The following is a 14,465-nucleotide window of genomic DNA, read 5'->3' as shown; positions in this document are numbered from 1 at the left end:
AAACAACTAAATGTTTGCGTCTTTTCGGAATAAAGTTCTTTATTTCTTTTTGCTGAAAATTCTGTAGTTTAGCCATGGAAATATTGTGTTTTTTCTTTCACATGAGGTAAGCCATTCTGTGCTTACAGTGTTGCTTGCCAATGAGTCAAACACACGCGTGAAAGAAAGAATTTCATCTTTGAAAAGTTCTTCTATATAGTTCGGTGTTTTTCCATCGTGAATCATTGCCGGCCAGTCTCCGCTTTGAGCTAAAAGAACTTGTTTCGCCGCCATGTTCAAAAGCCGTTCTTTTAGTGAAGTCTCAGAAGGAAATCTTTCTGCGAGGTCTATTATGCGCTGGGTTGCTTTTCTTGTGTAGCGTATCATCCAGCTATTTGTGTTGTCCAAAAGGTCTTCCCCATAACCAAGACCATTTGCAGAGCACTGGTAAGGCTCAATTTTGGGCAAAGAAAACTGATTGTCCAAGAGGTTTTTGCAAAGTTCAAATTCAAATCCTCTTTTGCTTGCACGGCACCTGATTACATTTTCAAGCCATTCAACGCCTTCATGCCATTTCTGCCCAAGAAATTCAGCTGGAATTGCACATACTAAAACTGTGTCTTTTTCCTGCATTATGTTTGCCGCTTGCTCAAGTTTTTCAGCCTTGGAAGTGTAAAAGTTAAGAGCATCATTTATAATCTGCTTTTTTGCTTGTGCGGAATTATAAGGAACAAGGTCATCATCTTCGCTTTCATTGCTCCAATATTTAAATCCTGTTGGAATTCTTGCATCGGTTTTTCCAAAGAAATCACCAAGTTTTTCCTGCTCAAGGTCGAATCCTATGTCGCGGATTTGAGAGCGGTAAGCTTCGTTTGTGGAAAATCCGTCTTCTCCTGCTATGTCCTGCGGAGTGTCCGGATCGCTTCCGAAGATTACAAGCGAGCTTTTGGTTCTGACAGGCGAGAATATTCCTTCTTGTGGGCATTGTTCAGAAAACAGGATTGCCCTTGCGTCAAGAATGGTATAGTTTATTCCATAGGAGCGCAGTGGTCTTTCAAGACTCTTATTCCATCCCATATATGGAAGCCAGAATCCGTCTCCAGTATCTCCAAAAAAAATTCTCTGTGAATAAAGTCCTGTTTCAATTTGAGCGTTGATTGCTTCTGGATAGTCGCTGTAGTGCGGAAGATACGAAAAGGTTGCGGCAGTTGGAATAAGTTCAATAATGCCGAGCTTTTCAAAGTATTTTATTTTCTCAAGAAGATTTTTTCCGTAAGTTTCTGTAAAGTCCGACTTTGTTTTTTCTATGGACTCAAGGCAGGTCTTTGCCTGTTCAAGACAATTGGAATCTTTGCATCTTAAAACTTCTGCATTCCCAAGTTTAATCAGCTCATCAAGGTATTCTATATATTTGTCTTGAATGCTGGAATCTGAAAGAAGCGCGTAAATTGATGGTGAAATTACAAGTCCAAGCTTGAACGGAATATTCTCTTTTTCAAGCTGGCAGAACATATTCAAAAGCGGAATGTAAGTTTCTGTTATTGCGGAAAAAAGAATGCTGTTTTGAACTTGAAAGCCTTCTTTGTCTTCGGTCTGCGGAATATAGCCTTGATTTGCTTCTATTATTAAAACAAGTTTTTTTTCAGACATTATTGATTCCTTTAGTTTGAAAATGACTGTCTATGGTTTAGGAAATTATCATGCAGAATTTTCTTTATTCCAGAAAGTTGTACTAGCGGTGGAAAATCAAGCTTTTTTCCTGGCTGCATTTCAAGAATTTTTTTGCTTTCCTCTGGAATTTCAATCATTCTGGTTGACGCAAGAATTTCTGCGCTTTTTCCGCTGAAAGAAGCCGCCAAGTCTATTCTTGCGAATTTTTTTCCGCCAGGAATCATAATGTACTGCTCGTTAGGTTCAAGCGGAATTTTCACATCAAATGAATCGTCTGATTTTTCTGATTCTGCAGAGTCAAAAAATGAAATATGAAGAAACGCGCTTTCAAATGAAAATTCCTGCGACAGTGCAGAAATGTCAGATTCCTTTATATCCCAGAATACAAAAAGCCATGCTGGATTTCTGATAACTGCGTCTATGCAAGTGTTGTTGTATGTTTTTGGAAGTGTGTCTGGAACTGGTTCATCATCGTCTGAAATTTGGACTTCCGGTTTTTTTTCTGACGAATCAAACTCTTCTTCCGCCTCCAAAAGTTCTCCAATTATAAAACGGCGGTCAAGATCGCTCGGAATATCTATTCCATATTTATCAGCAAAGGCTATAAGCTGTGATGTTGACATTGCCTCTAGTTGCTGTCGGGATGCAAATTTCATAACTTGCTAATAATCGCTAAAAAAAAAACTTTTGTCAATGTAGATTCTAATGTTCTAATGTTCATCAGGGCAAACGCATTATAAATGTATTCAGCATAAAACTGGCTCCCAGACACGGTTTCCTGGTTCAAAATCGCGCAATAATGCGCTACACTCTGATTGTTGCAAAGTAACTATAGAATTGTCCGCTCATGCGGCCGCAACAATCAGAGTGTTTTTGCCCTCACGAACCGTTCCTTCGCTCAAACTTTACTTAAATTATTTATAATGAGTTTGCCCTGTAATGTTCATTCACTGGATAATGACAGTAAAAGTTGTTGTTGAAAACAGACGTTTTTTTTTATAGAATGGCGGAATGATAAAAGCTACAGGTTCACAGATTATTTTAAAGCTTCTTGAAATGGAAGGTGTTAAGTATGTCGCTGGAATTCCGGGAGGTCAGATTCTTCCCTTATATGATGAATTGAACAAATCTTCAATAAAACATATTTTAGTGCGCCATGAGCAGGCGGCTGGCTTTATTGCTCAAGGAATGTCGCGCTCAACAGGAATTCCTGCTGTTTGCATGGCGACTTCCGGACCTGGAGCAATGAATCTCCTTACTGCTATTGCAGATGCAAGGTGCGATTCAATTCCAATTGTAGCAATTACAGGGCAGGTTAACACATCTTTGATTGGAACGGACGCTTTTCAGGAAGCTGATACATTCGGGCTTTCTTTTCCTATTACAAAACACAGCATGATGGTAAAGTCTGTCTCAGAGCTTCTGGAAGCAATTCCTCTTGCATTTGAAATTGCTTCCAGCGGGCGACCGGGACCGGTTCTTATTGATGTTCCGCGCGATGTTCAGACCGGATTTGCAGAATTTGAAGAATGGCCTAAAATCCGCTCCACTGAAGAGGTAAAGAAATCTGTTTTTGCAAGAAAGTTTTCTACCCCAGAAGATAAAATTCCTTGTGTTGTTGAAGAAATGACGCAGGTTCTTTTGTCTGCTGAACGTCCAGTGCTTTATATTGGAGGTGGATGTAATTCACCTGTGGCTTCATTTTCTATAAAAACTCTTCTTGGGTCTTTTGATGCTGCGGCTGTAACAAGCCTTATGGGAATAGGCTCATTGCCTAAGAACTTTAAAAACAATCTTGGCATGGTTGGAATGCACGGCGCTTATGCGGCAAACAAGGCAATGCATGATGCTGATGTGGTTCTGGCGATGGGTGTGCGTTTTGATGACAGGGCGACAGGTGTGATTGCGAAATTCTGCCCGGAAGCAAAAATTCTCCATATAGATATTGACGCTGCTGAAATAAACAAAATACTTCCTTCAAGTTGTTCTTTAGTCTGCGATTTGGAAGCAGCTCTTCCGCTTCTTGTTTCTAAAATAAAAGAATCTGATGATAAAAAATTTGCCGCTCAAAGGAAAGCTTGGCTGGAATCTCTTTATTCTGTTTTTGAGCAGACAGAAAGTTTTGAGCTTGGACGTGGAAAAAAATCAAATTCAGTAAATCCGCGTAAGTTTATAAATGAAATTCCTTTGAATGCAAAAAAAGCGGGGCTTTCTTCAAAAGATATAATTGTTACAACAGATGTTGGACAGCATCAGATGTGGGCGGCGCAGTATTATCCTGTGGAATATCCTCGTCAGTTTTTGACTAGCGGCTCTTTGGGAACCATGGGTTTTGGTTTGCCTGCTGCTATTGGAGCTGCCATTGCAAATCCTGAAAAGAAGGTTGTGTGTATTTCTGGAGACGGAAGTATTCTTATGAATCTTCAGGAACTTGCGACTCTGAGCGAGCTTAATCTAAATGTTACAGTTATTGTTCTTGAAAACGGCGTGCTTGGAATGGTTCATCAGCAGCAGGAGTATCTTTTTGAAAAGAACTACAGTGCAAGTGAGTTTATAAAAAATCCTGATTTGCTGAAAATTTCGGAGGGATTCGGAATTGAATCTATTGACGCGAATTCAGACTCTTTATGGGCAGAGAAGGCATTTTCAAAAGGTCCTAGATTTGTACGGCTTAGAATAGAGAGAGATGAAAATGTACTTCCGTTTGTAAAGGCAGGAAGTGCCAATATTGATGCAATAAGAAACTGAAAAAACTAAGATATTCCCATGCTCTAAGTTCACCTTGCAGTGCGCTTATTGCATAGGAATGTAAAATTGATATTTTGCGTGAGCAGAACACATTAAAGTTCTACTGTAGTTTCTGAAAGTTCTTTTCTCATAAAGTGCCTTTCACTTGGGGAAGAGTCTTCTGCCGGATAGCCAATGTCCAGCAGACATACAAGCTCAAGGTCTTTTATCTGAGGAAAAGCGTCATAGATTTTCTGGCTGTCATATCCTCTTGCCCATAACGTTCCTAGTCCCAGCTCTGTGGCTTCCATCATCATTGCAGTTGTTACAATAGCTGCGTCAACTCCTCCTCCGTCATAGTCTGGATAATGAGTGTCCGCAGTGTTTTTGTAGCTTGTTTTTTTATCATAACAAACCATAAGCACAATAGGCGCATGGTAAGACATTGGAGTTGCGCTATAAATTTTCTCCAGTGCGTCCTTGCTTTTTATGATGAATATTTTGTGCGACTGGCTGTTTTTTGCTGTTGGAGCTAGCCGCCCTGCCTCAAGAATTTTTTCGATTTTTTCATCTTCAACCTTTTGGCTTGAAAATTTTCTTACAGAATATCTTTTTTTTGAAAGTTCAATGAAATCCATTTTTCCTCCTACTCTATAGAATATATTAAACTTATTGCTTATTGTTTTCAATTTTTTTTATAAAATCTTTTTATTTATTTGAAAAAGTATTAATATTGTAACATGGGATTTTCAAGAGAAGAATTAGCGGAAAAATTTTTGAGGACTTATGTAAAGCCTTTCACCGCAAAGGATATGAGAAAAGTCTTGAACACCCTTGGCTTTTCTGCTTCGCTGGAAGATGCAGTGGATTTTCTTTGCTCAAGTCCTAATGTTCTTGAGCTTGAGGACGGCAGGTTTGTTACGCATGCAGGAGCTTTTACTGGTGAGATTTTCAGCATAGTTCCAACTGCCGCAGAGGCGGATCAGGGAGTTTTTGTTGCGGGCGACAGATGTATGCCTTTTGTTGAAACAGATAGAATTTCTTCAACGCTTCGGTTTTACGTAAAAGGAAAAAAAGTTCCTTACAAGGTTGGTGTGTTTGACAGCGACGATGCTATAGATATGTTCATGCTTTATGGCGAAGAATATGCTCCACAGTATATAGCATCTGATCCTGCGAATAAAGACTTGGATTTGGTTTCACGTGACTTTGAGCTTTCAAACACAGTTAAGCTTACGGGGCTTGACTTGGACTATCTTGCAGAAAAATACGGATATAAAAAAGGCGACAGAATCCTTTGCTGTGTTACTGACTGGAATGCAGGCAAGCTTAATATGATGATTCTTCATAGTGATGAAACTAGATTCGACAAAGGCGAAATTGGAGAAAAGCGGATTGAGTGGTTTTCGGAGCTTGAAAAAAGACTTCTTGAATGTTTTGAAAAACGCGGACCAATGACCTCAATAGAAGAACAGCTTGTTACAGTTTTTTTTGAAAATAGAAGGACTCTATGCGTTCCTTACTGCGGATCAATGGAAGAGTTTCTTTTTAAACATACAAACAAGATTTCTTTTGAGCATTACGGAGTGGAAACAAGACTTTGGAGAAAAGGAGAAGAGGTTCCTGCGTTCGGAAAATGGAATTCTACGCTTGCACTGTTAAACAATGAGCTAAAAAAGAACATTACATTTGCGGAATACACGCTTAACTCTATTCCAGAGTTTGTTTATGACCAGATTGTGCTTGATGCTCTTTACCAGAAGAAAACAGACTATGTAAAGTATGCGCTGGATTTTATCTGTCGAGATGACTTTTCTCTTGACGATATTCAGATTCAAAAAATTATCTTGTCGCTTAAAGAAAGATATGCTATTCTTCAGAAAGATTACAATTGGTTTGCAGATCAGACTCTTGGAGCTGTCAGAAAGAAGACACTGGAACTTTATGGAAATGTTTCATCTCTAGTGAGGAAAATTGATTTCCTTGGTGAACTGATTCTGAACTTTCCAAGCCAGGAAGTTGTGGTTTTGGCTCAGCTTCATGGTCATATACTGCGTATGCTTGAAACTATTGCTTCTGATCCGACTGCAGAAGAAACTGCGGATGCGTTGCTTCTTTCATTAGACGGAATGGAATGGAACTTTGAGGATATAAAGGGAATCCTTGAGTCTTCTCTTGCAAAGGAAAAGCAAAGCCAGTTCAAGGTTATAAAAGGCGGTTCATGTGTTGCTAGCAGAATGAGTTCTTTTAAGAAAAAGTAAAAGTGGGTTACGAGGAGTGTTCTATTATGGAAGATTTTGATATTGGTATTCTTTTTGAGCGTGGAGAAGTTTTAGAGGATGTGCCGGGAAATTCTTGCGCAAAAATCTTTGAATATATATGCGATAGAATTGTTGTTCCATCTGGTCTTACTGCGCACCAGCTTCAAAAAGAGCTTGTTGAACGTGAAAAAGTCCTTAGCACAGCTGTTGGAAATGGAATTGCAATTCCTCATCCGCGCTATCCACTTGTAAAAAACAGTTCTGAAAGCAAGATTGTTGTTGCGTATTTACGAGAGCCTATGGATATGCAGGCTCCTGATGTAAGGAAGGTTTACGTCATGTTTGTTATTCTTTCTGATTCTGCACAGTTCCATATAAAAGTTCTTTCTGCCTTAGCGACTTTGTTTAAGAATGAAAAATTCCGCAAAGGAATTCAAGCTTGTCCTTCAAAAGGCGAGCTTTTGGATTTGCTACGGAGAATTTCACGTCCGGAACTCTTATAGAAGAAGTCTTTCTTTTTAAGCTTTTAGATGATTGAAAAAACAGACGCTTAGTTGTAGAATACCACTAAAATTTTCCTTAATTTTAGTGGAGTGTAACAACTATGGACACAAAAGCTATCGAAGCTGTTGCTTTGTCAATCAGAAGCCTTTCTATGGATGCAATCCAGAAGGCAAATTCAGGTCATCCGGGACTTCCTCTTGGCGCCGCGGAAGTCGCTGCTGTTCTTTACGGCGAGCTTTTAAAGCACAATCCTGCTGATTCAAAATGGGTGGACAGAGACCGTTTTGTTCTTTCTGCCGGACACGGCTCGATGTTGCTTTATTCAATTCTTCACCTTTCAGGATATAAAGTTTCACTTGACGATATAAAGTCATTCCGTCAGATTGGCTCAAAATGTCCTGGACATCCTGAATATGGTGAAACAGATGGCGTTGAATGTACATCTGGTCCGCTCGGACAGGGAATTGCCGCCGCAGTTGGAATGGCAATTGCAGAGACAATGCTTGCCGCCCGCTTTAATACTCCAAAGCACACAATTGTTGACCATTACACTTATACTCTCGTTGGTGAAGGTTGCCTTGAAGAGGGAGTTTCATCAGAAGCCAGTTCTCTTGCCGGAAATCTTGGTCTTGGAAAACTCATTGTATTTTATGATGAAAATAAAATCTCAATCGATGGGAATACAGATATAACATTCACAGATGACATTGAAAACCGCTATCTTTCTTACGGCTGGAAGGTTTTGCGTGGTTCTATGTATAATGTAGGTGAAATTGCAGACCTCGTTGAAATTGCAAAGCGCGACACTTCAAAGCCTACCTTGATTATTCTTAAGTCTGTAATTGGCAAAGGCGCTCCAAAGCAGGGAACTGCTGATGTCCATGGTGCTCCTCTTGGAGAGGAAGGCTGCAAGTCTGCAAAGACTGCTCTTGGAATTCCATCTGATGAGCAGTTCTGGGTCGCTCCTGAAGCATATAAGTACTTTGAAGAAAAGAGAACTGAATGGGCAAAAGTGGAAGAAAACTGGAACAAGACATTTGCTGAATGGGCAAAAGAAAATCCAGAACTTGCAAAGAAATGGGACGCTTACTGGAATCACAAGGCAACAGGTGAGTGTGAATCCCCTTCTTATAAGGTTGGAGACAAGCTTGCTACTCGCGATGCCAGCGGAAAAAGCCTTAACTGCATGGCTAAATGCTATGAATGGCTTGTGGGCGGTTCTGCTGACTTGCAGGGACCTAACAAGACAAAAGTTGCAGACGATGACGGTGTTTATAGCAAGACAAACAGAAAAGGCCGCACAATTGAATATGGAATCCGTGAGTTTGCGATGAGCCAGGTTATGAGCGGAATCAACTTGCATGGAGGACTTAGAGCTTTCGGGGCTACATTCCTTGTGTTTAGCGACTATCTGCGTCCTTCTTTGCGTGTTGCGGCTTTGAGCAAGCTTCCAAATATCTATATCTTTACACATGATTCAATCTATGTAGGAGAAGACGGTCCTACACATCAGCCTGTTGAAACAAATGCGGCGTTGCGCTGTATTCCTAATGTGCAGTTCCTGCGTCCGGGTGATGCAGAAGAATCTGCTGTTGCATGGGAAATGGCGCTTGAAAGCACAAATCATCCGGTTTGCATGGCATTTACAAGACAGGCAATCACTGTATATGAAAAAGCTGACAAAGATTGGAAGAATACTGTAAGAAAAGGCGCATATATAGTTCAGGAAGGAACAAAGAATCCTGATATTACAATCCTTGCTACAGGCTCTGAAGTTGAAATGTCTTTGAATGCTGCAAAGCTTGTTTCTGGTAAAAATATCCGTGTCGTTTCTGTTATGGATAAGACTTTGTTCGAAAAACAGGATGAGTCGTTTCAGAAAGAAATAATTGGAAATGCAAAACGTGTTGTTGTTGCAGAAGCCGGTGTAAGTTTTGGCTGGGAAAAATATGTTTCAAGCAAGAAGGACTTGTTTACAATCGACCGTTTTGGTGAGTCTGGACCTGCTGCAAAAGTAGCTGAAGATCTCAAGTTTACTTATGCTGACTTGGCAAAAGTTTTGAAAGGCTAATTTTTTATTAACCTAAGCTATAAACGAAAATCCCGGAGCATAATTGTAATACATCTATGCTTCGGGATTTTTTGTTTTATTCTTCTATTGTAATAGGAATTTTACTTATTCCTGTTATTGGAGTTTTTAGCTCATAGCCACTTCTTTCTGATGTACAGATTTGTATAAAGTATTTCTTTCCGGCTGTAAGTAAACGAGGAAGATGAAATTCAAGCATTTTAGATGTATTCCTTGTTATAAATTCTTCTGGAACTTTTATCCAGGTAGATTCATCTTCTGTTGGCTCGTTATTTTCTGTTTCTGGAACAAACCATATTCCGCTTTCTGCTCCTCCGACCTTTAACTTTTTACCGATAAGACGTGCGCTGAATGTGGCTTTTAGCGTCTTGTCCTTTGTTCCGTCTAAAGGATTTTCAATTTGTGAAATTTGAGGAGATGGAGTGATTACAGAGGTTACAGATGCACTTATAGTTTTAAGTTTTTCGTTTAACTGCTCGTTTGCACAAAAACGCGCTTCAAAGCCTGTTATGATTTCTGCTTCTGGTGTAAGTGACTTTATTCCATTGCAAGGGGCAATGTAAAGCTTGCAGATTTCCATTATGTCTACTGCAAAACCAAGTTCTGCCTGCTCAAGAATTTCCTTTTTCAGCAGTTCCATGGCATGACCTACCTGATAACGGTCAATTCCCTGATTATGAGCTGCAACTAAGTCTAAAATTTGATCTGTTGTTATCATCTTTCTTGGAACACGTGCAATGTATGTATGCTCCCTGAAATAGCAAGGTGTTAATGTTACAGCGAAATTAGTTTTACGTTTTGTGTCGATATTTATCATAATATTGACTCCTTTGTATTATTTTTCTTTGTCTGTTGTTTTTACCACTAAAGTTTTAGACAACGTCTTTTTTCTTTTGGTGGTTTGAAAAATCTGCGGAAGTTCTTTACTTTGTATAGAATTTTTCTAGCCTGTTTTCCGCAACCGAATTTTTAGACTTTTTTTACTGCCTAATATCAGTTAAAAAGTCTCGCTTCTTATTTTTATTTTCTTTTCCTCCTTATTTTTAGATTTTCAATAAAAACTTGAAAATGCTGTTTGTGTATTTATTTTTTATTTATAACTATGTTATTGCCTTAAATTAAAAAAAATTGTCGATTTTTTAGATAAAAATATAGAAGTTTTTATTTTTTCCTAATTTGCAGATGAAATAATTCATAAGCTATTGAGCAAGGTTGCTTTAGGTTATGGTTGTTTTTATTGCTAAGCTATCCGCAGTGTTTTATATTTGCTGTATGTAAATTGCTGGATAACTTATCTATGAGGATGCATATAAGTTGTACGCATTCTTATAGATAAGCTGTAATGATTTGCATGAATACTCTGACAAAGAGCTATGAAAATAGCCTGATGAACTGTATTACATACAACTTGGCTGAGGGGTGTGCTGTTAAGTTGTATAAATATGTGCATTATAACTTGATAAAGAGATATGCCTATAAGCTATGGAGCGTATACTCCATTGGTAATGAAGATAATATGTCGATAAGTCTACATTAAAATTTGTCTTTAGTCCGCTCTCCAGTTTTCTCTGATTGCCTTGTAAAGCTCTTTTCTCATGCTTTCTATGACTGTGTCTGTGATTATGCGGATTTTCTGCTCGTCCTTTTTTTCGACTTCTGATTTTTTGAAAAGTATTTCAGGCTCAACGTTCAGGGCGTCTGCGATTTTTTCGATTGTGGAAAGCTTAGGCACATTCTTGTAGGTTTCCATAAGACCGATGTAGCTTGTCGCCGTGTTGCACGCTTCTGCCAACTGTTCCTGCGTGATATGTTTTTCCTTGCGAATTCTTTTTATGTTGTCGATTACTGTCTTTTCTAAGTCCATTTTATATCAAGATAGATATATTTATATATAATTTTAATTGATTAATTTGATATAGTAGTATATTATTTTTGATATAATTTTATATTGGGAAATTCCCTAATTATTGGAGGAAGAAATGAAAAAACTTGGATGCTTGGCGTTTGCCGCTATGCTTGGATTGATGGTTGTCGGATGTGCGAGTTCACCGGAAAAATATGCGGCAAAGGCCAGAGCCGCTGCATTGGAGGCATTGAAGCCTGTTATGACAGATCCTGAAAAAAAGCCTGACTGGGTGAATTCTGTTCCGATTACGAACAAACAGTTTGCTTTTGTAGGCGTGAGCAATAAATTCGCCATAGAATCGGAAGCTAGAAGCAATGCTCAGAGTGACGGTCGGAATCAGCTTGTTAAATACTATGGAACTCTCATTTCTGATAGAGGAAGAACTGCAACCGCTTCTTATGGAATAACAAGCGATGTTTTTGATCCCCAGATTGCTTCTCAGGAACTTGAGGAGTTTATGGCTGAAGGTCTTGCAAAAGGACTTCCAGCGAAAGAATTCTACACAGAAACCTATGTGACTACTTCTTCAAAATATGCTTACAAGGTTTATGTTCTTATGATAATTGACAAGGCTGAGGCTGACAAAGCGTTAAAAGAATACTGCAATCAGAAGGCGGCTGAATATCAGAAACAGGCTGATGCTGAAAAGGATGCGGAAAAACGCAAGCAGCTTGAGAAAGTTTCAGAATTCTTTGGCGGTTCTTTGCCTTCATCTATGTTCTAATTTTTTTAGGAAACGTTTATGTGGCGGAAAAAATATTTTCTTGTATTGATTTTTTGTATTTTCTCACTTTTGTGGAGTGGGTGTGGCTCGTTAAAACTCCGTGATTCAAAAGCTGAAAAAATTGAAATTGCAATTGGAAATGCAAAAGTCTTTGTGGAATCTTTTCCGCCGCAGCGTCCCGAATGGGTAAATTCAGTTCCTGTTTCGGATGAAAGTCTGTTTTTTATCGGTGTTTCAAGCTATCTTGCGAATGAAACAATTGCAAGGAATGGAGCAAGAAATGACGCTCTTAATCAGGTTGTAAAATATTACGGAACAATCATTCAGTCAAAGGCTCAGGAGACAAAGTCTTCAAAGAATTTCAGCTCCGAAATCATAAATCCTTATATCGAGCAGGAAGAGATAATCCAAAGTTTTGCGCAGCGGTACGTCTCGGAAATCCTGCCTGAGAACTATTATATAGAAAAATATTTAACATCAAAAAATCAGGAGCAGTACATCTGCTATGTAAAATGCAGTGTTTCAAAAGAAAAAGTAAAGCGTGAAATGGATTCTTTTGCAAAAGAGATTTCTGAAAGATATTCTTCATTGCTTCCGGAAAAGAATGAAAGCAGGAATAAATCAATAAAATCGGATGTGGAAAGTTGCATCACAGTTTATAAGGCTGTCTCTGAAAATCCTTTATATAAAACGGTGGCGTTTGTTGAGACTTCCGGCGGAAAAGCCGCTTTGGATGAATATGCTCTTTTGTATGCAAAAAGAATAATTCAGAACTGCAAAATTCAAAATGAAAGTTATCCTAAGACAGTTGAAAAGGGCACTGAATTTTTGTCTGTTCTGCAGATCTATTCCGATGAATATAAAAATCTTTCATCCTTAAAAGCGGAGGCTACACTTTTTAACAAAGAAAAATCATTCGGTAGTGCGCTGTATGAAATCAATTCTGAAAACAAAATCAAAATTTCTGGAAATACTCAGTCTTTGGATTATGGAAGCTACAGTATGAAAGTAAGGCTTGTAAGCGGTATTGAAAAAAATATTCTTGGCGAAATAACCGCCGATTCAACAGTTTTAAATTTTGAAGTAACTCCTGTTTATGCCGGGCTTGAATTCAAGTACTCAGAAAATATGTGTTCCAATGCAAATATCGAGCAGAAAATGCAGAGCAAACTGCAAAAAATGATAGAAGAATATGGAATTCCGGTTTTTATAGATAAATCTGGTGAGAAAGAAAAAATATGGAATTTTGTGATTTTTATTGACAGAGAAAAACTTGCAAGCCATGAGGCAGTTACAAAAACAAAAGTTTTGTGCAACGTTGCTTTGGAGAAAAACGGAGTTGCACAGGTTCAGGGGGGAATCGTTTTTCGGCATGGGATTGAGTTCTAACGAAGAAAAATCTTTGGCAGCGGCTTTTGAAAAGGCTTGGCGGTCGTTTGTTTTGGATAAAGAGTTTTTTGAGAAGGTAAAAAATCAGTTTGTTGAAAAGAATCAAGAAGAGGAAAATTGATATGAAAAAAAATATTTTATTTGCGGTAATCCTGTTTTGCTCAGTTTCTGTTTTTGCCCAGGATTTTTCGGCGACTGTCAGGAATGCAGTTTCAAAAATCATTCCAAAGAATGCATCTTTGGTTCAGGTGGAGCTTCCTGTTGACTCGGAAACAAATTCAGCTTCTGAATTCACTGTTTTTCTAAAAGACGTGATAGAAGTTGCGCTTTCGGATTGCGGAAAAGAAATTTTTGATTTGAAAGCAGACCAGCAGTCGGAATTGTTCTTGGCGCAGCTTAGCGACAGCGGCGTTTATGACATGAGTTCTTCTGATTGGGCAAAGCGGCAGTTTCCGGAAGGAGTTATATATTCCTCATTTATAGAAAAAGACAATAAAGTTTCAGTTTATTTTTCATACAAACAGTTTGCGGGAAACACAAAAAAGACTTCCGTTGAATTTTCTACAAAGAACTTGCCCGGTCTGAATTATAAGCCTGCAAATTATGAGCTTGCAAAATCCATTAACGAAGATTTTGTGCGTAATATCCCCAAGCCAGACTATCTCATAACTGCGGCTATGCTCGACAGCGAGGATAATCTTGTAAATATGCTTTATCCGAATGACATTGTGAAGTTCATGATTTCTGTGGAGAAAGATTCTTATATTGCGATTTTATGTATTGACGCTAATGGGGACAAGAACTGGCTTCCTGTTGCATATAATTTTATCCGTGCAGGTGAAGTCCGCACTTTTCCTGATTTGAAAGACACGGTTTTTAAAGTTGTTGACGGCGTTTACGGAGCGGAGCAGATTCTGATTTACGCCTCAACTTCAGAGAAAGGGCTTCCGGAGCAGACTTCGACTGGAAAATACGCAAAGAACGACATTCAGAAAATCACACGCGGAATTACGGCTTTAAAACAAAGTTCTGCTGAAAATTACGAAACCAGTGTTTTCAAAATTACGTATACTGTGATGGAGTAGAAAGGAATATTGAGGAGGTTTTTTATGAAATCAGAAAAAAGGTTTTTGTTTAGTGAAGTCTGTTTTTTTATTTTATTTGTGCTGGTTGCTCTGCTTCTCATTGGTTCTCTTGTTGCGGTTTTGCTTATTG

General features: G+C 38.7%; 13 protein-coding genes. 8 read left to right on the top strand and 5 right to left on the bottom strand.

Features of this window, described 5'->3' with window-relative positions; translation table 11 throughout:
- Positions 1 to 39: 39 nt before the first annotated feature.
- Together TRESU_RS07525 and TRESU_RS07520 are read right to left on the bottom strand one after the other, a co-directional pair.
- Complete coding sequence (locus TRESU_RS07525; protein WP_013701655.1) at positions 40 to 1,629, bottom strand: 1,4-alpha-glucan branching protein domain-containing protein; 1,590 nt, start codon at positions 1,627 to 1,629, stop codon at positions 40 to 42.
- A gap of 11 nt (positions 1,630 to 1,640) precedes the next feature.
- Entirely contained in the window at positions 1,641 to 2,273 is a 633-nt protein-coding gene (locus TRESU_RS07520) for a DUF4912 domain-containing protein (protein ID WP_041612023.1), read from the bottom strand.
- Between the two features lie 388 nt (positions 2,274 to 2,661).
- Between TRESU_RS07520 and ilvB the strand changes: the two genes are divergently transcribed.
- Positions 2,662 to 4,398, top strand: a complete 1,737-nt coding sequence (gene ilvB / locus TRESU_RS07515) for a biosynthetic-type acetolactate synthase large subunit (RefSeq protein WP_013701653.1) — start codon at positions 2,662 to 2,664, stop codon at positions 4,396 to 4,398.
- A 92-nt stretch (positions 4,399 to 4,490) separates the two neighbouring features.
- Here ilvB and TRESU_RS07510 read toward each other — a convergent pair whose 3' ends face one another.
- Positions 4,491 to 5,015, bottom strand: a complete 525-nt coding sequence (locus TRESU_RS07510; RefSeq protein ID WP_013701652.1) for a nitroreductase family protein — start codon at positions 5,013 to 5,015, stop codon at positions 4,491 to 4,493.
- Between the two features lie 102 nt (positions 5,016 to 5,117).
- Between TRESU_RS07510 and TRESU_RS07505 the strand changes: the two genes are divergently transcribed.
- From TRESU_RS07505 to tkt, 3 genes are all read left to right on the top strand, one after another.
- Positions 5,118 to 6,638 (top strand): hypothetical protein, encoded by a 1,521-nt coding sequence (locus TRESU_RS07505; protein ID WP_013701651.1) that lies wholly within the window; start codon positions 5,118 to 5,120, stop codon positions 6,636 to 6,638.
- A 26-nt stretch (positions 6,639 to 6,664) separates the two neighbouring features.
- Positions 6,665 to 7,141, top strand: a complete 477-nt coding sequence (locus tag TRESU_RS07500; protein WP_013701650.1) for a PTS sugar transporter subunit IIA — start codon at positions 6,665 to 6,667, stop codon at positions 7,139 to 7,141.
- Positions 7,142 to 7,242: 101 nt separating this feature from the next.
- Positions 7,243 to 9,213: a transketolase gene (gene tkt / locus TRESU_RS07495; protein ID WP_013701649.1), complete on the top strand. Its 1,971-nt coding sequence runs from the start codon at positions 7,243 to 7,245 to the stop codon at positions 9,211 to 9,213.
- 76 nt (positions 9,214 to 9,289) lie between these two features.
- On the opposite strand, the gene TRESU_RS07490 is transcribed toward tkt, so the two are convergent.
- A complete protein-coding gene (locus TRESU_RS07490; protein ID WP_013701648.1) occupies positions 9,290 to 10,048 on the bottom strand; it encodes a DUF4469 domain-containing protein in 759 nt (252 codons plus the stop codon).
- A gap of 729 nt (positions 10,049 to 10,777) precedes the next feature.
- Positions 10,778 to 11,095 (bottom strand): helix-turn-helix domain-containing protein, encoded by a 318-nt coding sequence (locus tag TRESU_RS07485; RefSeq protein ID WP_013701647.1) that lies wholly within the window; start codon positions 11,093 to 11,095, stop codon positions 10,778 to 10,780.
- A gap of 115 nt (positions 11,096 to 11,210) precedes the next feature.
- Between TRESU_RS07485 and TRESU_RS07480 the strand changes: the two genes are divergently transcribed.
- From TRESU_RS07480 to TRESU_RS07470, 4 genes are read left to right on the top strand one after another with little or no spacing between them, the layout of a single operon-like run.
- Positions 11,211 to 11,861: a hypothetical protein gene (locus TRESU_RS07480; RefSeq protein WP_013701646.1), complete on the top strand. Its 651-nt coding sequence runs from the start codon at positions 11,211 to 11,213 to the stop codon at positions 11,859 to 11,861.
- Between the two features lie 18 nt (positions 11,862 to 11,879).
- Entirely contained in the window at positions 11,880 to 13,250 is a 1,371-nt protein-coding gene (locus TRESU_RS07475) for a hypothetical protein (RefSeq protein ID WP_013701645.1), read from the top strand.
- Positions 13,234 to 13,371, top strand: coding sequence for a hypothetical protein (locus TRESU_RS15145; RefSeq protein WP_169309749.1), 138 nt, complete (start codon positions 13,234 to 13,236; stop codon positions 13,369 to 13,371). The genes TRESU_RS07475 and TRESU_RS15145 overlap by 17 nt, the downstream gene beginning before the upstream one ends.
- Position 13,372: 1 nt before the next feature.
- Complete coding sequence (locus tag TRESU_RS07470) at positions 13,373 to 14,335, top strand: DUF4384 domain-containing protein (RefSeq protein ID WP_013701644.1); 963 nt, start codon at positions 13,373 to 13,375, stop codon at positions 14,333 to 14,335.
- The last annotated feature ends 130 nt before the right edge of the window (positions 14,336 to 14,465 follow it).

The organism is Treponema succinifaciens DSM 2489 (assembly GCF_000195275.1).
In the GTDB taxonomy this organism is placed as follows: domain Bacteria; phylum Spirochaetota; class Spirochaetia; order Treponematales; family Treponemataceae; genus Treponema_D; species Treponema_D succinifaciens.
This window is presented reverse-complemented; position numbering and strand designations above follow the sequence as displayed.

Bases quoted from the DNA above. Each gene is read 5' to 3' on its own strand.
- TRESU_RS07505 (WP_013701651.1), top strand. From the start codon at position 5,118: ATGGGATTTTCAAGAGAAGAATTAGCGGAAAAATTTTTGAGGACTTAT.
- tkt (WP_013701649.1), top strand. From the start codon at position 7,243: ATGGACACAAAAGCTATCGAAGCTGTTGCTTTGTCAATCAGAAGCCTT.
- TRESU_RS07475 (WP_013701645.1), top strand. From the start codon at position 11,880: ATGTGGCGGAAAAAATATTTTCTTGTATTGATTTTTTGTATTTTCTCA.
- TRESU_RS07485 (WP_013701647.1), bottom strand. From the start codon at position 11,095: ATGGACTTAGAAAAGACAGTAATCGACAACATAAAAAGAATTCGCAAG.
- TRESU_RS15145 (WP_169309749.1), top strand. From the start codon at position 13,234: ATGGGATTGAGTTCTAACGAAGAAAAATCTTTGGCAGCGGCTTTTGAA.
- ilvB (WP_013701653.1), top strand. From the start codon at position 2,662: ATGATAAAAGCTACAGGTTCACAGATTATTTTAAAGCTTCTTGAAATG.
- TRESU_RS07520 (WP_041612023.1), bottom strand. From the start codon at position 2,273: ATGTCAACATCACAGCTTATAGCCTTTGCTGATAAATATGGAATAGAT.
- TRESU_RS07500 (WP_013701650.1), top strand. From the start codon at position 6,665: ATGGAAGATTTTGATATTGGTATTCTTTTTGAGCGTGGAGAAGTTTTA.
- TRESU_RS07510 (WP_013701652.1), bottom strand. From the start codon at position 5,015: ATGGATTTCATTGAACTTTCAAAAAAAAGATATTCTGTAAGAAAATTT.
- TRESU_RS07490 (WP_013701648.1), bottom strand. From the start codon at position 10,048: ATGATAAATATCGACACAAAACGTAAAACTAATTTCGCTGTAACATTA.
- TRESU_RS07525 (WP_013701655.1), bottom strand. From the start codon at position 1,629: ATGTCTGAAAAAAAACTTGTTTTAATAATAGAAGCAAATCAAGGCTAT.
- TRESU_RS07470 (WP_013701644.1), top strand. From the start codon at position 13,373: ATGAAAAAAAATATTTTATTTGCGGTAATCCTGTTTTGCTCAGTTTCT.
- TRESU_RS07480 (WP_013701646.1), top strand. From the start codon at position 11,211: ATGAAAAAACTTGGATGCTTGGCGTTTGCCGCTATGCTTGGATTGATG.